The sequence below is a fragment of the Bacillus sp. EU52 genome, from assembly GCF_037964975.1.
GTDB classification, from domain to species: Bacteria; Bacillota; Bacilli; order Bacillales; family Bacillaceae; genus Bacillus; species Bacillus subtilis.
The window spans coordinates 1224616-1246712 of the sequence record NZ_CP150177.1 but is presented as its reverse complement, the minus strand read 5'-3'; the positions used below and the strand labels follow the sequence as shown (position 1 = coordinate 1246712).

Annotated in this window: 23 protein-coding genes; 11 read left to right on the top strand and 12 right to left on the bottom strand. The window is 42.8% G+C overall.

What is annotated here, in order from left to right; genetic code table 11:
* Positions 1 to 17: 17 nt before the first annotated feature.
* Positions 18 to 1208, bottom strand: a complete 1191-nt coding sequence (gene yjiB / locus NSU05_RS06480) for a monooxygenase YjiB (RefSeq protein ID WP_038428813.1) — start codon at positions 1206 to 1208, stop codon at positions 18 to 20.
* Positions 1209 to 1598: 390 nt separating this feature from the next.
* Between yjiB and NSU05_RS06475 the strand changes: the two genes are divergently transcribed.
* Positions 1599 to 1877 (top strand): hypothetical protein, encoded by a 279-nt coding sequence (locus NSU05_RS06475; protein ID WP_003232791.1) that lies wholly within the window; start codon positions 1599 to 1601, stop codon positions 1875 to 1877.
* 30 nt (positions 1878 to 1907) lie between these two features.
* Here NSU05_RS06475 and NSU05_RS06470 read toward each other — a convergent pair whose 3' ends face one another.
* The 4 genes from NSU05_RS06470 to fdhF form a co-directional block, all read right to left on the bottom strand.
* Positions 1908 to 2534: an NUDIX hydrolase gene (locus NSU05_RS06470; RefSeq protein ID WP_082200940.1), complete on the bottom strand. Its 627-nt coding sequence runs from the start codon at positions 2532 to 2534 to the stop codon at positions 1908 to 1910.
* Positions 2535 to 2612: 78 nt separating this feature from the next.
* The gene (locus NSU05_RS06465; RefSeq protein WP_003244850.1) at positions 2613 to 3254 is read right to left on the bottom strand and encodes a DUF4352 domain-containing protein; all 642 of its coding nucleotides are present in this window, start codon (positions 3252 to 3254) and stop codon (positions 2613 to 2615) included.
* Between the two features lie 196 nt (positions 3255 to 3450).
* Positions 3451 to 4011: a DUF1641 domain-containing protein gene (locus NSU05_RS06460; RefSeq protein WP_003232799.1), complete on the bottom strand. Its 561-nt coding sequence runs from the start codon at positions 4009 to 4011 to the stop codon at positions 3451 to 3453.
* Positions 4004 to 6961 carry a formate dehydrogenase subunit alpha gene (gene fdhF / locus NSU05_RS06455; RefSeq protein ID WP_038428811.1) on the bottom strand — a complete coding sequence of 986 codons (2958 nt, stop codon included), beginning with the start codon at positions 6959 to 6961 and terminating at the stop codon, positions 4004 to 4006. Before fdhF ends, NSU05_RS06460 begins: the two co-directional genes overlap by 8 nt.
* Before the next feature lie 145 nt (positions 6962 to 7106).
* On the opposite strand from fdhF, the gene NSU05_RS06450 reads away from it, so the two are divergent.
* Complete coding sequence (locus NSU05_RS06450; RefSeq protein ID WP_021479505.1) at positions 7107 to 7682, top strand: YjgB family protein; 576 nt, start codon at positions 7107 to 7109, stop codon at positions 7680 to 7682.
* Between the two features lie 100 nt (positions 7683 to 7782).
* On the top strand, positions 7783 to 8181 hold the full coding sequence (locus tag NSU05_RS06445) for a DUF2809 domain-containing protein (RefSeq protein ID WP_009967034.1): 399 nt from the start codon (positions 7783 to 7785) through the stop codon (positions 8179 to 8181).
* Between the two features lie 9 nt (positions 8182 to 8190).
* Here NSU05_RS06445 and NSU05_RS06440 read toward each other — a convergent pair whose 3' ends face one another.
* A complete protein-coding gene (locus NSU05_RS06440; protein ID WP_038428809.1) occupies positions 8191 to 9090 on the bottom strand; it encodes a DUF2268 domain-containing protein in 900 nt (299 codons plus the stop codon).
* Positions 9091 to 9216: 126 nt separating this feature from the next.
* Between NSU05_RS06440 and NSU05_RS06435 the strand changes: the two genes are divergently transcribed.
* Both NSU05_RS06435 and NSU05_RS06430 read left to right on the top strand, forming a co-directional pair.
* Positions 9217 to 9384 (top strand): YjfB family protein, encoded by a 168-nt coding sequence (locus NSU05_RS06435; protein ID WP_015252312.1) that lies wholly within the window; start codon positions 9217 to 9219, stop codon positions 9382 to 9384.
* A 128-nt stretch (positions 9385 to 9512) separates the two neighbouring features.
* Positions 9513 to 9986 carry a YjfA family protein gene (locus tag NSU05_RS06430; RefSeq protein WP_014663593.1) on the top strand — a complete coding sequence of 158 codons (474 nt, stop codon included), beginning with the start codon at positions 9513 to 9515 and terminating at the stop codon, positions 9984 to 9986.
* A 39-nt stretch (positions 9987 to 10025) separates the two neighbouring features.
* Here NSU05_RS06430 and pdaC read toward each other — a convergent pair whose 3' ends face one another.
* A complete protein-coding gene (gene pdaC / locus NSU05_RS06425; protein ID WP_038428808.1) occupies positions 10026 to 11429 on the bottom strand; it encodes a peptidoglycan-N-acetylmuramic acid deacetylase PdaC in 1404 nt (467 codons plus the stop codon).
* A 253-nt stretch (positions 11430 to 11682) separates the two neighbouring features.
* Between pdaC and cotT the strand changes: the two genes are divergently transcribed.
* The 4 genes from cotT to NSU05_RS06405 all read left to right on the top strand — a co-directional run bounded on the left by cotT (position 11683) and on the right by NSU05_RS06405 (position 14318).
* The gene (gene cotT / locus NSU05_RS06420; protein WP_015715704.1) at positions 11683 to 11931 is read left to right on the top strand and encodes a spore coat protein CotT; all 249 of its coding nucleotides are present in this window, start codon (positions 11683 to 11685) and stop codon (positions 11929 to 11931) included.
* A 122-nt stretch (positions 11932 to 12053) separates the two neighbouring features.
* Positions 12054 to 13043 carry a heme o synthase gene (cyoE, locus tag NSU05_RS06415; RefSeq protein WP_082201004.1) on the top strand — a complete coding sequence of 330 codons (990 nt, stop codon included), beginning with the start codon at positions 12054 to 12056 and terminating at the stop codon, positions 13041 to 13043.
* A gap of 619 nt (positions 13044 to 13662) precedes the next feature.
* On the top strand, positions 13663 to 13992 hold the full coding sequence (locus NSU05_RS06410; RefSeq protein ID WP_033884370.1) for a YjdJ family protein: 330 nt from the start codon (positions 13663 to 13665) through the stop codon (positions 13990 to 13992).
* 131 nt (positions 13993 to 14123) lie between these two features.
* Complete coding sequence (locus NSU05_RS06405) at positions 14124 to 14318, top strand: DUF4177 domain-containing protein (RefSeq protein ID WP_003232825.1); 195 nt, start codon at positions 14124 to 14126, stop codon at positions 14316 to 14318.
* Positions 14319 to 14357: 39 nt separating this feature from the next.
* Here the strand turns inward: NSU05_RS06405 and ybaK are convergent, their stop codons facing one another.
* A complete protein-coding gene (gene ybaK / locus NSU05_RS06400; protein ID WP_021479508.1) occupies positions 14358 to 14837 on the bottom strand; it encodes a Cys-tRNA(Pro) deacylase in 480 nt (159 codons plus the stop codon).
* Positions 14838 to 15065: 228 nt separating this feature from the next.
* Between ybaK and NSU05_RS06395 the strand changes: the two genes are divergently transcribed.
* On the top strand, positions 15066 to 15461 hold the full coding sequence (locus NSU05_RS06395) for a hypothetical protein (protein ID WP_009967031.1): 396 nt from the start codon (positions 15066 to 15068) through the stop codon (positions 15459 to 15461).
* Between the two features lie 218 nt (positions 15462 to 15679).
* Entirely contained in the window at positions 15680 to 16186 is a 507-nt protein-coding gene (locus NSU05_RS06390; RefSeq protein WP_033884371.1) for a GNAT family N-acetyltransferase, read from the top strand.
* Between the two features lie 45 nt (positions 16187 to 16231).
* On the opposite strand, the gene NSU05_RS06385 is transcribed toward NSU05_RS06390, so the two are convergent.
* The 4 genes from NSU05_RS06385 to manR all read right to left on the bottom strand — a co-directional run bounded on the left by NSU05_RS06385 (position 16232) and on the right by manR (position 21892).
* Positions 16232 to 16714: a YjdF family protein gene (locus NSU05_RS06385; RefSeq protein WP_015252318.1), complete on the bottom strand. Its 483-nt coding sequence runs from the start codon at positions 16712 to 16714 to the stop codon at positions 16232 to 16234.
* Positions 16715 to 16883: 169 nt separating this feature from the next.
* Positions 16884 to 17831 carry a mannose-6-phosphate isomerase, class I gene (gene manA / locus NSU05_RS06380; protein WP_339204570.1) on the bottom strand — a complete coding sequence of 316 codons (948 nt, stop codon included), beginning with the start codon at positions 17829 to 17831 and terminating at the stop codon, positions 16884 to 16886.
* 14 nt (positions 17832 to 17845) lie between these two features.
* Complete coding sequence (manP, locus tag NSU05_RS06375; protein ID WP_038428805.1) at positions 17846 to 19798, bottom strand: PTS mannose transporter subunit IIABC; 1953 nt, start codon at positions 19796 to 19798, stop codon at positions 17846 to 17848.
* A 147-nt stretch (positions 19799 to 19945) separates the two neighbouring features.
* Entirely contained in the window at positions 19946 to 21892 is a 1947-nt protein-coding gene (manR, locus tag NSU05_RS06370) for a mannose transport/utilization transcriptional regulator ManR (protein ID WP_038428804.1), read from the bottom strand.
* Between the last annotated feature and the right edge of the window lie 205 nt (positions 21893 to 22097).

The window sequence follows — 22097 nt, the reverse complement described above, 5'->3', positions numbered from 1 at the left end:
TCCAGTCTCCTTATCTATTACATTTTCACACGGAAGCTCTTTAATCCGTATATCACACTGTTTTCAATCGGAGTGATACTGACGCACTCCATATGAGGAAAAGCAGAAATCAAAGACGTTAACGCGATATTTGCTTCAAGACGGGCAAGCGGAGCCCCAAGGCAAAAATGGATGCCATGGCCAAACGCAATATGCGGGTTGGAATGGCGACGGATATCAAACATGTGCGGCCTGTCAAACTTCGCTTCATCACGATTTGCCGATGCCACAAACGCCAAAACCATATCACCTTCTTTAATCAGATGCCCACCGATCTCCGTATCCCGCTTGGCAATGCGCCTCAAAACCGGGGCGGGCGCTCTGAAACGTAAGGCTTCCTCCACTGCCTGAGGCATCAGTTCAGGATGGCTGCGCAGTTCCTCGTAAACGCCTGGCGTTTCTAATATGCTGTACATCGCATTTGAAATCAGGTTTGTTGTGGTTTCATTTCCGGCCACCAGCAGCAGCGTGCAAAACGGAATCAGCTCTTCACCGGACAGCTTCTCGCCTGTTTCTTCCGCTTTCACTAAAATAGAAATAATATCCTGTGCCGGTTTGTTTCGCTTTTCTTCTATGATGCCGGCAAAAAACGCAGCCAGTTCTTCCTCACACTTATCTCGTTCTTCCAAAAAGGCTTTTTCAGCTTCTTCACTTTTATCCTTCGGTGTACTGACCAGAAGATCAGACCATGCTTTAAACTGATCCATATGCGCTGAAGGCACTCCTAGCAGCTCAGATATCACAATAACCGGAAGCGGGTATGAAAAATCGTGAACAAGGTCAAACTCACTGCGCCCCTGACATTTTTGAATCAGTTCATCTGTGATTTCTTGAATTCTCGGTTCCCATTGCTTCATCACGCGCGGAGTAAAGGCTTTATTCACGACTGAACGGATTTTTGTATGCTTCGGCGGGTCCATGTTAATGATGGAATTTCCAATAGAGCTTGTCTGCTGCGGCATGTAACTGGAAAACAGCTCTTTATCCCCAACAACTTTTTTGACATCATCATAAAGAAAAACGCTCCACACTTGATTTTCTTCATCAAAGGAAACAGGCGCATCCTTTCTCATCGATTCGTACCATGGAAACGGATGATACGCATCCTGTTTGTTTTTCCCATTGAGCAGCGCTCGCTGCAAGGCTTGCCGGCGGTTTAACACATTCATGTACGGTCACTCCCCTTGAAAGAATTCAGCAATTAATGTTCCACTTCACCTCCCGCTTTCGAAAAAGAGAGGGACTACCACAAATAATTAAATTGATAACAGCAGGCAGGCGATCACGATGTTTGATGCAGGCATCATATATTCCCCCTCGAATTTCGTTCATCTTACCATAATCTTTCAATTTTTTTCTATTCTGCACTGCTGTTTTGGTTCACAACGTGACCTTAGGCATAAGCACGCAAAGCCAATATAGATTCAATTGCACCGCTCCGCTCAAAAAACGCCTCTGTTTTCAACCAAATGCACTAACTCCAAAAATGACTTTCCCATTATGTAAAATAAGCTGATTCTATGATTAAATAGAAGGTAAAAGGTGAAGGAGAGAACAACGTGGCAGCACAGACTGATTACAAAAAACAAGTTGTCGGCATCCTACTTTCACTTGCATTCGTACTGTTTGTGTTCTCTTTTTCTGAGAGACATGAAAAACCGCTTGTTGAGGGAAAAAAACAGGAAAACTGGCATACTGTCGTCGACAAAGCCTCTGTCAAAATTTATGGCAGCCGATTAGTTGAAGAAAACAAATTAAAGCAAAAACTCGGCCATAAACAAGCCGATTCTATTTTGACCCTTCTGAAACTCGCCAACGAAAAACACATTACATTATAAAAAAGAAAGAGCCCATAGGCTCTTTCTTTTTTAGTCAAATATCGTTTTCTTGTCCGGATGGCGCAAAAAGTCAAACAGCATGCTAAGCTGTGAGGGTGTGTTTCGTTTAGGAGAGAGCGGCGGGAGTCTGTCTTCCGGAAAAAAAGCGGCATGATTCGTCTCGACCCCTGTTTCCCCCTGCCCGCCCGTCATGCTGCATGCGATGAAGATTTTATAATAGTGATAAGGCTGAGGGGGATGAGAGTGTTTATGGCTGTCTAGCACGGCCAGCAATCGAGACGGCTCTGTATCGTACCCCGACTCTTCTTTGATCTCCTTGACGACGTTTTCAGCTGGCGATAAACCAATCTCGCAAAATCCACCCGGCAGCGACCACAGCTCATCATGCTTCTCCCGGACAAGCAAAATCTGATTCTCTCGGAATACTGCGCCGCGAACATCCGCTTTCGGTGTCGGATAGCCCTTCTCGCCTTGCCATAAATCAGTGATAACTTCAATGTCCTTCTCCGAGTAATCCGCCATCATTTCCGTGCTAAGCTTCATTAGCTCTTCGTACCTCTCCCTGTCGTACACATCCTTGGAAAAAGCAAGCCCAGCCTGTGCGATCGCCCGAATTCGCTGTGCCCGTTCCAGCCATTTGGTTTGCACTTTTATCACTCATCCTTTCAAGTCAAGTTTCGCTATAAAAAATGCACGTTTTCCACAGATGAAAAACGTGCAACTGTAAATTAGCTTCTAATCTAACTTCACCAAGTAATCAATATCGTCCTTTACTCTCTCTTCTGTATTACTGCTATTTGTATCAGCTAAAAACGGATTATATACCAGTGTGTAATGTTTCTGTTCTCCTTTAGGGATGACATAACTGAGTACACCTGTAACCTTTTTCCCCGATACTAGTGTTCCTCCCATAAGGATTCTGCCCTTCTCTTCTATAGAAAAAACAGGCCGCACTGATTGATCATTCTTATCTCTTAAATCAAACCCGATAAAATTGTAGCTTATTGAATCTTCCCCTATATTTTCCATCGTAACTTCTATAATAAGCCGTTCCTCATCATCTTTTATTGTTTTTGTCTCCTCATTTACAGCTCCGCCAACATTCATATATTCACCTTTTTGCACTCTATCAACTTTATTCACTGTAAAATTCGTATGTCCTGCTTTAAATGTTTCTCCTATTTTATGTATTTGATCATCTTTTTTGGTCTTCGGCTCACCGCCTTTTTTCAATTCCTTATCAAGTTCCTTTTCAAGCTCTTCTTGCGATTTTTTCTCTTTCGGTTTTTCCTTCTCTGACGCATCGCTCGATTGGCTGCACGCAGAAAGCGCTAACCCGATCGTCAAGACAAATAATAGTAATAAGACTTTTTTCATGATTGTTCCCCCATCTAAAGTAATCGATTTCTATTATAATCAGATTTTTCCTTTTCTTAACAGGTAAGAAAGTAACGATTATTTCTATCTCATTCATCACAATCTTACTTCTTCCTAGTATTTGAATATTTTTTACTAGTCCATTAGACCTTTTCATCAAAAAACCCGAGCTGGCTGAAGCCGCTCGGGTGGGAGGTCAATCTCGCTTATTCATTCCTCTTTTCTCTCGAGGTTCCTGATGATGTTTTTGGTGTTCCGGAGGCTGCGTCGTGCGTTCCAGCTCCTTTGTATCTTGTCCCATTCCTTTTAAAAAGGAAAAGAGCAGTGTAATTGATTTGTTGATTTCCGGGTCTTTTAGCGAGCGGATAATATCAAAATAACCTGTCTTTTCTTCACTGTTTTTCTGCTCTACAGCGCTTGCCACACCCGCATTCACTTTCAAAATGAGAGGCTCCAGCTGCTTCACGTCCAGCATGCCGAGTGTTCCAAACAGAAGAAGCAGATTTTTCAGCGTATTGGCTGTTTCCTCTGTATCTGCCTTTTTCACCAGGATATCAAGAACTTTATCCCCTTGGCCAAAAAGGCCGCGGAGCAACGGCAGGACACCGCGCTCGTTCATATGGCCCAGCATATGCAATGTTTCGAGAATCGCTTCTTTGTGGTCAATTAGAGCATCTTCAATTTCCCGCAAATCACGCTTTCGCTGATCCTCTTCTGTTACCTCGATTTTTTGGATTCGTTTAATCGCTTTAGCCATTATGGCCCATCCCCCTTTTCACAGCGTCACCAGGGAAAATATAATCCTTCCGCGCCCATTTCTTATGAACCTGCACACCGATTTGCGGCTGCGGATTGCCGTTGCGGTGGTTGATCTTAGGCAGCGGGCTGATTCCGTCGTGCTTCAAAATTTCCATCTTGGCCGATGTTTCTTTGTAAGCAGGCGTATCGGTATCCTTATCGGCATGGCTGCCTGTTAACAGGTTGATCGCCGCTTCCCCTGAATCGTTCATTGGCAGATATACTTCCTTCCCTTTGACTCGATCAGTAATCAGGCACTTCACTTTGACATTTCCGAAAGGCGATGTGAGTCTGACGAGGGTTCCGTCCTGAATCCCTCGTTCTGCCGCAAGCTCAGGAGAAATTTCTAAGAACACTTCCGGTGTTTTCTCCGAAATCCCTTTTGATTTGTAAGTCAGGTTCCCTTCGTGGAAGTGCTCCAAGAGCCGCCCATTGTTGACATGGATATCATATTCCTCACCGAATTCCTTAGGCTCTGTCCACTGGACAGGGTAGAGAATGGCCTTGCCGTCCGGGAAAGGGAAGCGCTCTGTAAAGAGTAAAGGCGAATCCTTTCCATCAGCGTTTACAGGCCATTGCAGGGAATTATAGCCCTCAAGACGTTCATAGGTGACACCGGCATAAATCGGCGACAGCTTGGCTGCTTCCTCCATAATGTCTGCAGGATGCTCATAGAGCCAGTCGGCGCCAAGCTTATTGGCAACCTCCATAATAATCTGCCAATCCGGCTTTGATTCACCCAGCGGTTCAAATACCTGATACAAACGCTGAATCCGGCGTTCTGTGTTTGTAAACGTTCCTTCTTTTTCAAGGCTTGGGCTCGCAGGAAGAACCACATCAGCAAACTCCGCTGTACGTGAAAGGAAAATGTCCTGCACCACAAAGAAATCAAGCTTTTCATATGCAGCGTGTACATGATTGATATTGGAGTCGACAAGGCCCATTTCTTCACCTTTTACATACATCGCTTTCAACTGTCCGGAATGGATTTTTTCAATCATTTCGTGGTTGGTCATACCCGGCTCCTTCGGCAGCGGTACGCCCCATGCCCGCTCGTATTTTTGGCGGACTTGTTCGTCCGTCACTTTTTCATAGCCCGGTAGTCTGTCAGGCATACTCCCAAAGTCACTTGCTCCCTGCACGTTGTTATGGCCGCGCAATGGGTAAGAACCTGCTCCCGGTTTTCCGTAGTTTCCTGTCACAAGCAGCAGATTAGAGATCGCCGTGCTCGTGTCGCTTCCTCCAATATGCTGTGTCACGCCCATCGCCCACAATGCGCACACACTGTCAGCTTGCCCGATCATCTCTGCCATTTGGATAAGGGTTTCTTGATCAATCCCGGTTTTCTCCTCAGCATATTCAAGTGTGTACGGCGCGAGGCTTTTTACATATTCATGCCGTCCGTTCACTCTTTCTCTCAAAAATCGTTCATCGGCCTTGCCGTTTTCTATTAAATATTTGGCGATCGCATTCAGCCAGACGATATCCGATCCGGCACGCGGCTGGACAAATAAATCGGAGCGTTCTGCCATTTCGTGTTTTCTGATATCCGCGACGATCACTTTCTGCCCTCTCAGCTTATGAGCCCGTTTAATGCGAGTGGATAAGACTGGATGCGACTCAGACGTGTTCGAACCGATAATCAAAACAAGGTCCGCTTGCGCGATATCTGTAATTGATCCTGAATCACCGCCATAGCCGACTGTCCGGAACAGGCCGGCAGTCGCAGGAGATTGGCAATAGCGGGAGCAGTTGTCCACATTATTTGTGCCAATGACCCCTCTGGCCAGCTTTTGCATAAGATAGGATTCTTCATTTGTACATTTAGAAGATGTAATAAAAGCGAGAGAATCCGGGCCAAACGCCTCTTTTAATTCAGTGAACTTGCTGGCGATCAGCGATAACACCTCCTCCCACTCTGCTTCACGGAAATGATCGCCTTCCCGGATCAGCGGCTTTGTCAGGCGTTCTTCGCTGTTGACGAAATCCCAGCCGAACTTGCCTTTCACACAAGTAGAAATGCCGTTGGCTGGCGCTTCCTCCTGCGGCTCTACTTTCAGAATGTCTCTGCCCTTTGTCCAGACATCAAAGCTGCAGCCGACGCCGCAATACGTGCAGACGGTTTTCGTTTTTTTGATTCGTTCATCACGCATGGCCGATTCCATATCAGAAATGGCGAGAATCGAGCCGTAGCCTGTCTCTACGCCTTTCGTGATCTCAATCATCGGTCGCAGCGTTTCGTTATTGATGCCTGTTAAATATCCGGCTTCCCCTTCCATTCCTTTTTCCATCATCGCGTTGCACGGACAGACCGTTGAACAATGGCCGCATGACACACATGACGACTCATTGATCGGCACGTCGTTATCCCAAATGACGCGCGGGCGTTTCCGCTCCCAGTCAATGGTCAGCGTTTCAGTTACCTGAACGTCCTGGCATGCCTCAACACAGCGTCCGCACAAAATACATTGATCTGGATCATACCGATAAAACGGATGGGATTCATCCTTATGGTATGGCTTGTGATCAAACGGAATGCTTTGGTGATTGATTTTCATTTCCTTCACCGTATTATGTATTTCGCATCCCCCATTGTTGTAATCGCAAACTGTACAATAAAGCTCATGATTATATAAAATCTTGTCCATCCCGATGACCTGCGCTTTTTTCACGTCAGGTGAGAGCGTATCAATGATATCCCCATCCTTTAATTCAGCGGAGCACGACCTCTTCAGCTCACCATTGATGCTGACGATGCACGTATCACATGTCTCAATCGGCCCTAAGCTTGGATGATAGCAAACTTGCGGCACTTCAATCGAGCTGTTATTCAAAAGCTGCAGCACCGTCTGTTCCTCGGACGCTTCCATTTCAACGCCGTTTATTGTGATTTTTTTCTTGCCAGGCATCTCCATTCCCCTTTCTTGCTTTATATACCGAATTACCTATTTCAGTTCCCTTACAACAACTCAATAAAACATACAAAGCGCACTCACATGTTTCGTTGCAAAAACACGGGGAAACGGAATGGTAGATCAATTAGGAGGGATTAACATGAAAAAGACAATGTCTGCTATAACCGCGGCAGCAGCAGTAACAAGCTGTTTTACCGGCTTTGGGGCTGCGTCCTTTTCAGCACCGGCAAAGGCTGCAGCTCAAACAAATACACTCTATGAAAATACAACCCAATCAGCCTCCGAGCTCGTCAAAAACCTTTACAACACCGCCTACAAAGGAGAAATGCCTCAGCAGGCGCAAGGCCTTACCATTAACAAAAGCACAAAAGGGGATGTCCACGCTGCGTTTGGGGAACCGGAAAGACCAGTCGGGGGAGACAATCGATTTGATTTATATCACTGGAATATGGGACAGCCGGGCTACGGATTTTCCTATCATAAAGACATGACAATTTCAGAAATCCGATACTTTGGAACCGGTGTGGAACGGCAGCTGAATTTAGGCGGAGTTACGCCGGAAGTGCTGCAGAAGCAATTAGGACCAGCAAATCGGGTGTTAACCGTCCCGTTTACCGATGAAATCGATTATGTATATGATACAGGCCGCTATGAACTCCATTTTGTAATAGGCACGGATCAGACAGCCGACCATGTAAACCTAAAAGCAAAATAAACACCCTACGCGGCTATTCAGCCGCTTTTTTAGTGGACAAATAAAAGCTATATTCCTTACAATACAGGGAGATGAAGCAGAGACGGGGTATCAATTCGCAATGAAGCGAAATCGTTGGATATATGCAGTTTTCACCATACTGATCATTGGGCTGGGGCTTGGATCCAGAGCATTCTCCAGTGTTCTTCCTGATACCCTCAATACTTATCTGGGAGACTCGTTGTGGGCCGCCATGATCTTCACGGGATGCGGATTTCTATTTCGGAAGCTGAAGACAATGATAACGGGCATTATCAGTCTTTCTTTCTGTTTTGTCATTGAATTCAGCCAGCTCTATCATGCCGAATGGATCGACCAGATTAGAGATACTTCTCTTGGCGGGCTTGTACTAGGGTACGGTTTTTTATGGAGCGATATCGAAGCATATACAATCGGAATTGCCGCCTGTGCCGCCATAGAACTGCTGGTTTTGGGAATCAAAAAGCGCCGCTGTATGTGACGCTTTTTTTCATTTGGAAAACAATCCGCACTGAGAAAGAATGGCCTTCGCATCCAAACGTGTGGCCTCGCTTATCGTGATATGATGTTGATTCATAAATGACTGAACGGCATGATAGCCAACTGCATAACCCGCAAAAGCCGATAAACCTACAGGTTCAAATCCTTTGTCTTTAGCAATTGGATCACCAAACATATAACGGCTGACTTCCGAAAATCCTTTCACATCCAACACCTCATTAATCACATCAATGGAATATTGCAAATCCTCATGATCAAAACGAGTTACCCAAGGGCCCAATCGTTCCGTACCAAACAGCTCTCTGGCGAATGATTCCGCCAATCCTTCAATCACAAGATAATCCCCGACACTTACAGAGCCATGATGAAAATCTATATACGAAAACCGCAAATTATGATGAAACTCATGAGCAATAATGGAAGGAATCCTTGGCAGGTTATAACGGTTCGGATCAATCCATACATGAATAAAGCCCGGTATCCCGCCAAACCCGCAGTAGCCTTTTTGCAGCTGAAGCTTATTTGGATCAGCGATATAAAGGCCGAATTTGATCTCCTTTGCATTCACCCGCAGCTGTTCGCGCTCATCAAAAAATATGCATTGCCGAAGTGCAGATTCCGCAGTCTCTGAAACATGTGATTCTTTCAGTATTCGCAGTGCTTTCTGTCCGATTTCAACATCACGGACATCCAAATAGCCAAGCATTTTCGCAGCCATGATCACATCATAGCCGTTTGGCTCCTTCGCTTTCAGCGGAACATGGATGGCGGTCCACATCTTTTCAAACGGCCTCATCATCGTATACCGAAATTCATCTTCTCTTTTCTGTTCTTCCATTGAAAACAGCTTTTCGTATTGCTCAAAGGTCTTTTCCATGACAAGATTCATCCTGATTCCCTCCTTGTCAAAAACATACGATATGCCGCAGCGTAGGGGTCAACAGCGAAAATTAAGCCATTTTTCACTGTAAAATGATACAAAGCCGCCGATAGGTAAGGCATAGGAGGTGGAACGATGGATATTCCTGCTTTATCGGTTGCAATGCATCAAGCATCCCTTGCCCAGAATGTTAATATCGCTTTAACGAAAAAAATGCTGGATACCGCCCAGCAAAATGCCGATCAAACCTTAAAGATGATTCAGCATCCGACTCTCGGACAAACCATTGATGTAAAAGTTTAACCTCACATCAAAGGCGGCCAAGAACTCCATCCTCCCGGCCGCCTTTATTGTTCACAAAAAAGCATGCATGTTTTGATTGTTCCTCCGTATGATTTATTGTTTGCCATATTAAGGAGGTCATAAAGGATATGAAAAGACTGTTTACGAAGGCTTCATTGGTGTTATTTGCAGTAGTATTTGTTTTTGCCGTCAAAGGTGTACCCGCCAATGCGGAAACCCATGCCTACGATGGAAAAAGCCCTTATTACAATGATTGTGCGTCCAGCGGCTCTACAAAAAAATCCTCAAACTTAGTGAATGCCAGCAATCAAGTCATCGGAGTAGTCGAGCTTAAATTCAGCAGTACATGTAAAACGGCTTGGGCAAAAATCACGATGAATAATACATTGACGTCTGGCTTTGAAGCAAATGCGGAGATTACCCGAAACACGGACGGAAAGAGATATAATTGTGATTCTGCAGGCGGCAATGGAAAAGCGGTGGCCGGCCAAAAGTCTTGCTATACACCGATGGTATATGATTTAGATCCAAGGACTTCTTACGCTTTTGGCAAGTATTCAGGACCAAACTTAAATGTTTGGGCCACCACAGGCTCTTATTAAATAGAAAAAAGGCTGTCCGTACGGACAGCCTTTTTTAATTTATTTCGCTTCTCTTTGTTTTTTAACCTCTTCAAGCTGAGAAACTGTCACCAATTGATAGCCTTGATCGGTGAGCTTTTTCATAATTTCATCGGCCGCATCAGCAGAGGTGCGGTAAATATCGTGAATCAAAATGGTTCTTCCATCTCCCGCCTGATTCATGACACGGTCAACAATTGTTTTTTTGTTACGGTCTTTCCAATCTTCCGGGTCAACATCCCATAACGCAACATCCATTTTCATTTGACTCCGCAGTTCATCATTAATGCCGCCGTATGGGGGTCTTACAAGCGTCGGACGGTATCCGCTTATTTTTTCAATGATGTCTTGCGTATCATTGATCTGCTTTAACGCTTCTTTCACTGAAAGCCTTGTGAGAAGCGGATGGCTCCATGAATGGTTCCCCACCTCATTTCCTTCTTTCAGCATTCTTATTAGCGTTTCCGGATAATATTGAACCCTGCTCCCCAAAACAAAAAACGTGGCATGACCCTTATATTTCTTCAAGGAGTCTAGAATCTGATTTGTTGTCGCAGGATTCGGGCCGTCGTCGAAAGTAAGCGCAATGACTTTTTGATTTGGATCAACCGTTTCCTCTTTGGGTAAAGAAATCACTTCATGCTTCGGCTTTTGTTCTTTGATTTTATTTTTATTTTTTGCTTTATCAATATATTGTTCTTTCAGAATGTCTTTCAAAAGACTTTTCTTAATGGCAATCGATTGCTCTCCAAGATAGCCTGCTGCAACCTGATATGTGTCAAAGTAAAGTTCGATATAATCCTCCTTGATGGCAAAGCGGCTGAAATTTTCTTTTTTCGGAGCCGTCCCTTCCTTTAACAGTGCATCGTCCGCGGCAATGTCCTTATTCTTTTTCAGCTCGTGATAAGCGATTAACGAAAGCTTATGTAAGTAGTCAGCGTCCTCTTTGAAAATATCATCAATGGAAAGAAACGCTTGTTTACTAAAATCATAGTTAAACGTTTTTTTCACGGTTTGCCCGTGTGCCCCGCCGATGTATTTATATTCATTAAATACAATCGCCACTGTCTGTTTGGCATAATGGACAATTTTATAATCAACATTTAATTCGTTGCGTTTTGTCGTATGCTCTTGGTCAACGTCCTTTGTTTCCTTTTGAAATTGACGAACCTCTTTTTCTGCGAATCTTTTTAATGCCGAATCCATTTTTTCATTTTTGAAAACGGGATAGTTAACCGCGTAATTAAAAGTTTTCCCGTCATTCACAAGCGTTGCGATCTCAACATTCCCATATTGAGAATCAGTTCTTACTTTATTCATGACCGTTTCTTTTTTCAATGAATGATTATGGAAAAAGCCGATAAGGCCCACCACACATACAACTGCTATTAATACATGAAACCATTTGATTCTTTTTGCCAACAACAAAAACTCCTTCTTTCGTAGCCATTTCGATTTACTCTTCATCAGTTGGAACTGTATCTATTTAGAAATGTTTTTGTAACATTTTAGTAACATTTATTTCACATTTGTAATACTATGAGATTTAGAAGTTCATGTCAATCCTTTTTAAGGAATTTCATCATAAAAAAAACCGAATTTCATGAATGTACATACACCCAACTTAAGCATCAGGAATATGGTAAAAGGAATAAAAAAAGCTAGGGAGGTTTTCCTCTTGGATTACCCTTTGAATGAACAGTCATTTGAACAAATTACCCCTTATGATGAAAGACAGCCTTATTATTATCCGCGTCCGAGACCGCCATTTTATCCGCCTTATTATTATCCAAGACCGTATTATCCGTTCTACCCGTTTTATCCGCGCCCGCCTTATTACTACCCGCGCCCGCGACCGCCTTACTACCCTTGGCACGGTTACGGCGGCGGTTATGGCGGAGGATATGGCGGAGGTTACGGTTACTAGTCGCCGCATATCAAAATGGGGGCAGTCCAGCTCCCCATTTTTTTGTTTTAAAAATGACAATATCATGACAAATATAGGAAATAATTGTGATTCCGTCCCCCTCTTGTTACGATAACAAAAGCATGCAGTTTTGGGGGAGGCGTCTATTTTTGGAGAATACAAGAGATTCTGCAGCCATATCTGAAACAAAATACATAAAAGCTTCGAACCGGGTAACCATTTACGATTTTATCAAACTTGCAAAACCCGGCATTATCATATCAAACTCGATAGCAGCCTTCGGCGGATTTTGGATCGCGTTTGCAAGCGCAGAAAAAACGTTAACCGGCTTGGCTTTTTTGATGACAATGGTAACAGCAATGTTGGGAACCGCGTTTGTGATGGCTTCCGGCACTGTCTATAACAACTATTTTGATCGGCATATGGACGCAAAAATGGCACGCACTCGCAGCAGGGCCTCGGTCACAGGGAAAATGCCGCCAGCCATGATCTTAACATATGGCTCTGTTTTAGGAATTGCAGGTCTTGCCATGCTTTATTCCCTCAATCCATTAACGGCCTTTCTCGGACTGGCCGCCTTTATTTTTTATGCGATCATCTATACGGTATGGGTGAAACGAACGTCTGTGTGGAGCACATTTGTCGGGAGCTTCCCAGGAGCTGCGCCGCCATTGATGGGGTATTGTGCCGTAACCGGTGACTTCAGTATGACAGCAGTGCTGTTGTACACGATTATGTTTCTGTGGCAGCCGCCGCATTTTTGGGCGATTGGGATAAGACGCAAAGAGGAATATCGCGCTGCTGGCGTTCCGCTCTTGCCAGTAGTCAAAGGCAATCATTTAACAAAAATAAAAATGATGCAATATATTGCCGTCCTGGTGCCGGTCACGCTATTATTTCCTTTCTCTCTCGGCACCGGCCATATAAGCCCATTTTATTTCTTAGCCGCCTTGGTTCTCGGAGGCATATGGATCAAAAAAAGCATCAAAGGATTCAAAACAGACGATGACGTGAAGTGGGCAAAGGATATGTTTGTCTACTCGCTTATTTATTTTTGCTTGCTATTCTTCATCATGATGATCGATTCATTTATGATGTTTCTAATCAGATGATGCAAAAAGAGCCACACATTAATGTGACTCTTTTTTGTTTGGAAAAACAGCATCTAATAGAAATGTCACGGCAAAAAACACAGCCATGCAAATCAAAAATCGTATAATCTCACTCAAAATCCAGCTATCAGCTATGCGCATACCATCGGTTTCTCGGAGGGTTGCGCATATTGAAAAAATCATGAGTATGTTTTTTAGGGTTTCTTTGTTCATAAAATACCATCGCTTTCTCGATAGGATGACTTAAAGGCAATGAGATAAGTCATCAAGATATAAAATGTGTCGCATCGTTGCATGTTTTGATTGAAAGAAATCATTGTTTTTTTGCCAGCCAATTGTAAAGCTCAGGCAAACAGATGAAAACCGTTTCTGTGAAAAAGCAGATCTAATCGAATGCTTCTATACTCTCTCCACAAATAAAAAATGCTAAGAAATACATTTGTTTCTCTAATCTATAAACCCGCACTCTTTTTCCATCATCAGGTATTATAAGCCAAAACCAAACAAAAAAATAGACTTGCGTTTGAGTTGTATGGAAGTGAAATTGCAAGAATAACCCATACGGTGGTAATATATTGTTTGATTTTCCCATATTCATAGATTTGGAGGTCATACAAAAGTGAAGGGAATATTTTTAGTTGTTCAGCTTGGATTTTCTATTATGATATTTCTGTTTTTAGCTGCTGTTAATTGGTATCAAGGAAGCGAGCTTGTTTCAGATCGATTTGATTGGAACTATACTGCTAAACTCTCAAAACTGCTAAATGGAATTGATGCCGTCAGCAGCCCCAAACAAATTTCACAGCTTGATTTTTTCATCTACTCCGCTAAACACTACCCTGTTATGAGTGCGTTAATGATCATCTCCTTCTTATATGTTCTGACCGCTCTTTTTTTACTTATATACTCAGTCAAATGCAATAAGCAAGAGATTCATTTGGACTGCTGACCCGGTGAAATTCGTTTTTATAGCCCCTTAACTCTTCAAGATGTTCCTGTGTTTAGTGAGGCAGACCTTAACCTAGGTTTTCGGAACTTCTCGCTCCATTTTACGTATACCTTAATAGGAGGGATCAAACGATGAAAGAATATGAATTCGTAAGAGTTGAGCTGAGTACGATGAGAAGAAGGCCTAAAGAAGACTACCAGCAAATCATCCATGATTATGCGAAAAGAGGCTGGAGATTCGTTCAGATTTTCGCTCCCAGTATAGATGGGTATGGGGCAGCTGCTTATTTTGAAATCATATTTGAAAGGGATGCGGAAAAAGCTTAATCGATATGACTAAGCTTTTTCGTTCCCCTGTATCTGCATCTATACAATTTCTGCAAATGCGGCATCACATGATCTGGCTAAATCTTGTGGCGCCAACTTTAGCTGCATACCGATTTTCCCTGCACTGACAATAATAAAATCAAGCGTTTCTGCAGATGCATCAATATAGGTCGGGAACAATTTTTTCATGCCAATTGGCGAGCAGCCGCCGCGAAGATAGCCAGTTACCGCTAACAGCTCCTTCATTGCAATCATTTCTATTTTCTTTTCCCCTGTCACCTTTGCTGCCTTTTTTACATCTAACTCTTCTGCAACGGGTACAACAAAGACATAATAATGATTTGTTCCTGCTGCTGCAACCAACGTTTTATATACATATTTCAAAGGATAACCGATTTTTTCCGCAACAGAGATGCCATCTACCGGCTGGCCGTCTGTTTTATACCCTAATACCTCATAAGAGATGTTCTGCTGTTCTATCAGACGAACCGCATTTGTTTTTGCTATTTTTTTCGCCATTGTTTTCACCCACTATCAAAATGATGTATGTCTAACTTCTTGCAGTAATATGTAAATTCTATCATCCTAACCTGCATTTTCAAGGTTACTAGCATTGAATCAACGAAAGGACAAATTGATTTCCTTGGACGCCTATAGCCCATTATTAGTCTACATGGAACAAAACAGGAATGAACAAATAACTCCCACATACAATTTGTATGAATGGAAAATAAAGGAGTGGTTGCTTTGTATCATTACTTTTATGGCCCTGCGTTAATTCCTTACTTTTCACATACTCATAACCCTCAAAGAAGTCCAGACTTTTCAGAAAGACAGCGAAGAAGAGAAATCACATTGACTGTAGATGGCTTTGTCCCCCCATCTTCCACCGAAGATCTTGGAGACGGCTTTTATTCTTACGCATGGACGAACCAACAGGTCATCAATCCAGGTGAATACTTAGTTTGTCATCTTGAAGGAAGAGATATCAACGTGATAAATGGTGGATTCACTCCGCGCGATACTGCTCCATTGTATGCGGTAGCAAGCTTTCCAAGACGAAGAAACCAATGGGTCATTATCATTCATAATCCTGTTCAAACCCAAAGAGCCATATCGCTTTATTTGATTGCGAAAAGGTAGCACAACATGTTATCAGAAATCCTGCTTTCAGGAACAGAAAAACGGGTAGGGACACATTAACATCGGCATTTTCCTACCCGTTTTTGGGCTGGGCAAACTCTTACCTGTCACTCTTTCAATTCCCCTCAATTTCTTCATCTTTCTCTACTGCCAAGGTATCAGAGAAAATTGTTATATGTTACTATTATTACCAGTAAAAAGAAAAGAGGATTAGATATATGGTTCTCCTTGAGACGAATCGATTACGATTAAAAACCATTGATATTCCCCTTCTTGACGCCGCGTCTAAACTAGATCATCAGGCTATCAAAGAATTAGGCTATGAAACAAATGGTGAATGGCCAAATTCTGATTTTTTTGAAGCGATACCTTATTTCCGCGAGATTTTAGTCAAAAACAATGGAACAAAAGGATTTGATTCATGGATTATTGTAAAGAAGGACAATTATGAAATTGTTGGGGGAACTGGATTTTTAGGTGATCCAGACGAGAATGGCATGATTGAAATCGGTTTTGCAACAAATAAAAGTCATCGCCGCAAAGGTTATTGTGTGGAAGCCGCCCAAAAACTAATAAACTGGGCATTAAGCCAAGAAACAGTAAACCGGATCACCGCAAGATGTGAACATGATAATCTAGGCTCACAAAAAACCTTGGAGAAGTTAGGGTTTATATTGAATCATAAATCAGCGGAGTATAAACATTGGCTATATGTTACGAAGTAGAGTCCTTAATTACAAAAGCAGGCACTGCGCCTGCTTTTGTTTGGATTATTTACCTCTGTGCTTCTTTTTCGCTTTTTGCTTTTTGAGCATATACCTTTGCTCTTTTACATGTTCTCGTTGTTCTTTCATTATTTGTTTTTTCTTTTGCTTTCTTGCTTCAAGCTCTAGCTTTATCGCCTCTTGAGCTTTAGAAGCTACTCCGGCGTTTTTCAACTCTTTTGAAACCTGGCGCTGCAATCTTTTTGGATTGATCTTTTTTTGACGTCTGCCTTGTAAACGAACTCCTTCCTGCTCAGCTTGGGCCAACATATTCAGGAGTTGGTTATGAACAAACTCTAATACTTCAGAATCCCTCGGCTCTTTGCCAAAAAGATGACGAAAGGCTCTTAGCTTTCCATTGTCCACAACTTCAACAACGCCTACCCAAAACTGACCATCGTAGTAAATCGTTAATTTCATAACGATTCCCTCCTCATAAAAGATATTAAAGAATGATGGACATCCCGAGGAGGGGAAGGTTACTGACATTCTCAATCATGCATCCGGACTACCAACCGAATCGTGTTTTTTCATTCTTTACCATATACAGAAAAGAGTGTAACATTTCTTCTCCAACTATTAAACTCTTATTTTATTTAGATCATTGCTGGAGAATAGGCGTCTTCACTCGCAAATTTATTTCTCAAGCCCTGCCATGTTACAGATGGGAGACGATACATTCTGCATATCCTTCGAGTTTAAATTCTCCAAGACCGTAAGGCAGCAACATATGATCTCCTTTTTTGAAAGGATAGAAATACTCACCAGAGATCATACGGCCCTCCCCTTCAATCACACTGATAAGAAGGAATGGTTTTTGCTGCTTTAAGCTTGCTGATCCTGATAAGTTCCATTTCCCCACCGAAAAGTAAGCGCATTCAATCAATGTCGTTGTAAGCAAATCCTCAATTTGTTTATGGTGAACTGTATGCCGTTCTGGAATAGACGGGACCTCTATCACTTCGATGCTCTTTTTCAGATGAAGCTCGCGCAGCTTGCCTTCTGCATCTTTTCGGTCATAATCATATAATCTGTAGGTTGTGTCAGAGTTCTGCTGCGTCTCCAAAGCAAGAATTCCTTTTCCAATCGCATGAACAGTACCGCTTGGCACATAGAAAAAATCCCCCGGCTTTACCTTTACACGGCGCAAGAGCTCATCCCATTCTCCACGCTCTATCATGGTAGTTAGTTCTTCCTTTGTTGTTGCATTGTGGCCATAAATAATCTCGGCATCTTTTTGGCAATCAATAATGTACCAGCATTCTGTTTTTCCAAGCTCACCGTTTTCATGTATGTTGGCATATTCATCATTCGGATGCACCTGAACAGATAAGTCCTGGTCAGCATCTAATATTTTTGTAAGCAGAGGGAAACGATCCCCTTCAAGCTGTCCGAATAAATGTCTGTGATGTTCCCATAATTCGCTGAGCGTGAACCCCTTATACATTCCGTTTTGAACAACGCTTTGACCATTTTGATGCGCGGCAAAAGCCCAGCACTCTCCTGTTCGTTGTGACGGAATGGTATAGCCAAAATCAGCTAAAGCGGTCCCGCCCCAAATTCTTTCTTTGAAAACAGGCTTGAAAAATAACGGTTCAGTCGTCATGAAAATCCCCCGCTTTATTCGATTTCTTCTAGCAGCTTGTAAGCTTCTTCTGTTGTTTGCACAGAGAGCAGCCGCTCCCTATAATTGTCATCCATTAGCTTACGAGATAGCATCTGCAGTATTTTGAGATGCTGGTTTCCCCCGCTCTCTTTCGGTACAGCAATCATAAAGATTAATTTAGCTTCTGATCCATCCAGGCTATTCCAATCAACGCCTGATCGTTTGATCCCAAAGGCAACACTCGGCTCCCTGACCGCCTCAGACTTTCCGTGCGGAATCGCGATATTCATGCCAATCGCCGTTGTTCCCTGTTGTTCACGATTCAAAATGGCTTGTTTAAACCCGCTCTCTGAAAGCAGCGCACCTCTTCGTGACAATTTCTGAATCAATTCATCTATGATGTCATCCCTCGTTTCCCCCGATAAATTTGGTTCAATTAATTCCGGGCTGATAATGTCTGTCAGTTTTTTAAATTCCGACATCTCAGCTTTTTGGCTTTGAATTGGCTGCTTTATTTCATTTGCTGCCGCAGCTTCACTTGGCACGGAGGGCGGTGCAGTTTCACTGAGCACAGGAGACGCCGTAATATCCTTTTTTAGTACATTGACGAACAGAGCAGTGACAAGAGATCCTGCAATCACAGCAATAAAAAACATCAAGACATGATCAACTGCGCCAAGCACTGCAACGATAGGTCCGCCGTGCGCCACTCTGTCTCCCACATTGCCAATCATGGCTATCACAGAACCTGTCATTGAGCCTGCCATAATACTTGGAATAACACGCAGAGGGTCCTGCGCCGCAAATGGAATCGCTCCTTCAGTAATGCCGAAGAGTCCCATCGTAAATGCCGCTTTCCCCATTTCTCTTTGAGATGCCTCGAATTTTCTTTTTCCTAAAAACGTCGCAATGCCAAGACCAATCGGGGGGATACAAATGGCGACAGCAATTGGTCCCATAATTTCATAATTTCCTTCTCCAATCATTGCCGATCCAAACAGAAACGCCACCTTATTTACAGGACCGCCCATATCAAATGAGATCATCGCCCCTAAAATCAATGCCAGAAGGATCGAGCTCGACCCTTTCATCCCCGCCAGCCAAACTGTTAAAGAGGCGAAAATTTGAGCTACAGGCGCGCCTATCAAAAATACAAACGCTAAACCTACAATCAGTGATGCAAACACCGGAATAATAATAATCGGCATAATCGGCTGGATGGCTTTTGGAACTTTTAATTTTTTGATCCAAAGTGCAGCGTATCCGGCCAAAAACCCGGCAATAATCCCCCCGAGGAATCCGGCGCCGCTTGCGCTGTCATAAAAACTTCCAGTCGCCGCAATATAACCGCCGATCATACCTGGCACAAGCCCCGGTTTATCAGCGATGCTATAGGCGATATAGCCGGCTAAAATCGGAATCATAAATGAAAATGAAGCACTGCCGATCTGTTCAATCGTTTTCCAGAAGGAATCATCCGGAATAACTAAGCCTTTAGGTGTTTTCTCCCCTCCAAGCGTTAATGCAACCGCTATCAATAATCCGCCGACAACAATGAAAGGAACCATAAATGAAACGCCGTTCATTAAATGACGGTAAATTGGATTTTGTTTCTTCTCCTGATGATTGACGGATTCCGATTTTGTAGCGGAACGATAGACCGGTATATCCCCGTTAAGAGCTTTTTGAATCAATTCTTCCGGTTTGCGGATACCGTCCTGTACCCCCACAGACAGCAGTTTTTTGCCTATAAACCGGTCTTTGTTTACCGAACGGTCTGCAGCAATAATGATTGCGTCCGCTTCGCGAATTTCCTCTTCGGTTAGCTTATTTTCAACACCAATCCCTCCCTGGGTCTCAACTTTGATGCTAACGCCCAGTCTGTCAGCAGCTTTTTGCAGATTTTCTGCTGCCATATACGTATGGGCGATTCCATTCGGACAAGATGTAATCGCTAACAGTTTCATAGGAAACCTCCTTTAAAGTGTGAATAATAAGATCTTGTCTCAACTGTATACCGAAATCAGCTCATTAAAATCGTTTTTTTTACCATAGGTTCCGGTAATAAAGGCATTTTTCCCTATAACAAAAAAAGCAAGGAATAATCCCTGCTTTTAATAATCCAAATGAGATAAAAATGTCATGACATTGGTTTCTTTCGTCAGCTTCTGGACGAAGGCCGGCTGCTCGCTAAGATATGAAAGCTCGCTAAACAGCTGCTTTGTCATGGTTTGATCCTCGTGTTTGACAGCCAGCATAAAAACGAGCGAAACTTTTTCATTTCCCCATTCAAGCGGCTCCTTTAATGTGGCAATCGCGATTGCTGATTGTTTAATAAATTTAGCGTTTGCATGAGGAATGGCAATGCCTGATCCAATATTTGTCGCCGACATTTTTTCCCTCATCACCGCATGAACCGCATAGTCCTTATCAACATAGCCTTTCTCAAACAAAGCTGTCGCCAGCTGTTCGATTAACTTGTAGCGATGCTCCGCCTCCTGCTGCAAAAAAACCAAAAAAGGAGTCGTATTGTTCAGCATCTGAAACGTTTTTTGTTTTTGGCGGTGTGATTCGCCCAGCTGACGTATAAACGCACTTAATTTCTTCTCTTCGCCAGGCTCTAAAAGCGGAGATACAACAATATGGGGAACCGTAATATTCTCCAGCGCAATGGTGGATATGACAAGATCAATATCCTCATGCTTTTTGATATAATCCTTTAAATCGGCCTTTGCAATACAAGCCATTACAGCGATTTGGTGATATTTCCGTTCAATTTTTGTCCGCAGCAATTGTGACATCCCAATCCCCATGTGGCAGACGATAACCGCCTTTTTATGTGTCTCGCTGCTGCCCTGCATCCGTTCGATCGCTGCCTGAAAATGCAATGTCAAATATGCTGCCTCTTCCTCAGGAATATGAAGATCAAAAGTTTGATTGATGTCTTCCAAAACATCAATGATGAGGTGGAACAAATAAGGGTACATCTTTTTGATGTCATTGAGCATAGGATTTGCTACAGAAAGATCGTAGCTCAGCCGTTGTAGCACAGTATTGAGATGAATGTTCAAACCATTGATCAAATCCTGATCCTTATGAAAATCCATCATTTTCAGCTCTGAAACACGATTGATTAAATGCCCTACAACCTTAGGAAGCACAGCATTTTCAAAATTCTCTTCTGTCTGCAATGGATAACGAACTTTACCGCCCAATATATGTAATGTTAAGTACACGGCTTCTTCTTCAGGGAAGCGGATTGCAAAAACCGGTTCAAGCCGCTGTAAACAAGCAAATGTCCATTGATATTCTTTCTTCTTTCTTACTGCCGCCATTTCTTTTGGGGACAATGAAATCGGCTGCTTCATTTTGATGCGGCGGACCATTAACAATGTATGCAGCAGCAAACTTTCAAACGTTTCGTCTGTGAAATAGAGGGAATGCTTTTTTTGTAGTGATTTGATTTCTTTCGTCACAAAGTCTACTTCATAATGTAAAAACTTACTTTTAATAAATTGGCTGGTAAACGCTGTATTGTGGATCAAATCAGATATTCTTGCCAATGCTTTTCTTTTATTTCTTTCGTTCCCTTCAACCTTTAATCCAAGCCGCTGCCTAGAAACCAGTGTGAGATCAAAACGCTTCAGCCACTCTTCTACTGCGTATAAATCCTTTTTTATGGAAGATCGATTGACAAAATGCCGAGCGGCAATGTCTTTTGCGGAAACAGGCTTCGGATTCATTAATAAGTCATAAGCAATGTGCAGCATTCTTTCTTCATCGCTCCGCTGCCTAGAAGAAAAATGTTCAGTATGTAATTGTTGGCTTAGCCAGGTCCTTTCCTGTTCTTCTATATGTAAATAAACGCCCAACCCTGGTTTTCGAATAAGCTGTGCATGAGAATGCTCATTGAGATAATCCTCGATCACTTTCAAATCATTCCGGATTGTTTTTTCAGAACACTGTACCCTATCTGCGAAATCTTGCACAACTAAATAGTCATCAGGTTCAGATAACAACAGATACAAAATCTCTTTTTGTCTTGTATTTATGTATTCCATCTGTTTTTCTATCCTTCCTGTCAGTATCTACTTGAGCAAATTGATAGTATAAGTATACTATATAAGAAACCGTTTACATTATAAAATAAAATCATAGAGACAAAAGTTTCGTTTTTTACCGAAGCTTCCGGAAAAATGCGATTTTTATACTCTTTGAGTTTGCTATGTAATGTATATTCAGCAGAAATTCATAAAAATACTCCAA

Coding starts and splice junctions, on each gene's coding strand:
- yjiB (WP_038428813.1), bottom strand. CDS start 1,208: ATGAATGTGTTAAACCGCCGGCAAGCCTTGCAGCGAGCGCTGCTCAAT.
- NSU05_RS06465 (WP_003244850.1), bottom strand. CDS start 3,254: ATGAAAAAAGTCTTATTACTATTATTTGTCTTGACGATCGGGTTAGCG.
- NSU05_RS06460 (WP_003232799.1), bottom strand. CDS start 4,011: ATGGCTAAAGCGATTAAACGAATCCAAAAAATCGAGGTAACAGAAGAG.
- fdhF (WP_038428811.1), bottom strand. CDS start 6,961: ATGCCTGGCAAGAAAAAAATCACAATAAACGGCGTTGAAATGGAAGCG.
- NSU05_RS06450 (WP_021479505.1), top strand. CDS start 7,107: ATGAAAAAGACAATGTCTGCTATAACCGCGGCAGCAGCAGTAACAAGC.
- NSU05_RS06445 (WP_009967034.1), top strand. CDS start 7,783: ATGAAGCGAAATCGTTGGATATATGCAGTTTTCACCATACTGATCATT.
- NSU05_RS06440 (WP_038428809.1), bottom strand. CDS start 9,090: ATGAATCTTGTCATGGAAAAGACCTTTGAGCAATACGAAAAGCTGTTT.
- NSU05_RS06435 (WP_015252312.1), top strand. CDS start 9,217: ATGGATATTCCTGCTTTATCGGTTGCAATGCATCAAGCATCCCTTGCC.
- NSU05_RS06430 (WP_014663593.1), top strand. CDS start 9,513: ATGAAAAGACTGTTTACGAAGGCTTCATTGGTGTTATTTGCAGTAGTA.
- cyoE (WP_082201004.1), top strand. CDS start 12,054: ATGCAGTTTTGGGGGAGGCGTCTATTTTTGGAGAATACAAGAGATTCT.
- NSU05_RS06405 (WP_003232825.1), top strand. CDS start 14,124: ATGAAAGAATATGAATTCGTAAGAGTTGAGCTGAGTACGATGAGAAGA.
- ybaK (WP_021479508.1), bottom strand. CDS start 14,837: ATGGCGAAAAAAATAGCAAAAACAAATGCGGTTCGTCTGATAGAACAG.
- NSU05_RS06390 (WP_033884371.1), top strand. CDS start 15,680: ATGGTTCTCCTTGAGACGAATCGATTACGATTAAAAACCATTGATATT.
- NSU05_RS06385 (WP_015252318.1), bottom strand. CDS start 16,714: ATGTCAGTAACCTTCCCCTCCTCGGGATGTCCATCATTCTTTAATATC.
- manA (WP_339204570.1), bottom strand. CDS start 17,831: ATGACGACTGAACCGTTATTTTTCAAGCCTGTTTTCAAAGAAAGAATT.
- manP (WP_038428805.1), bottom strand. CDS start 19,798: ATGAAACTGTTAGCGATTACATCTTGTCCGAATGGAATCGCCCATACG.
- manR (WP_038428804.1), bottom strand. CDS start 21,892: ATGGAATACATAAATACAAGACAAAAAGAGATTTTGTATCTGTTGTTA.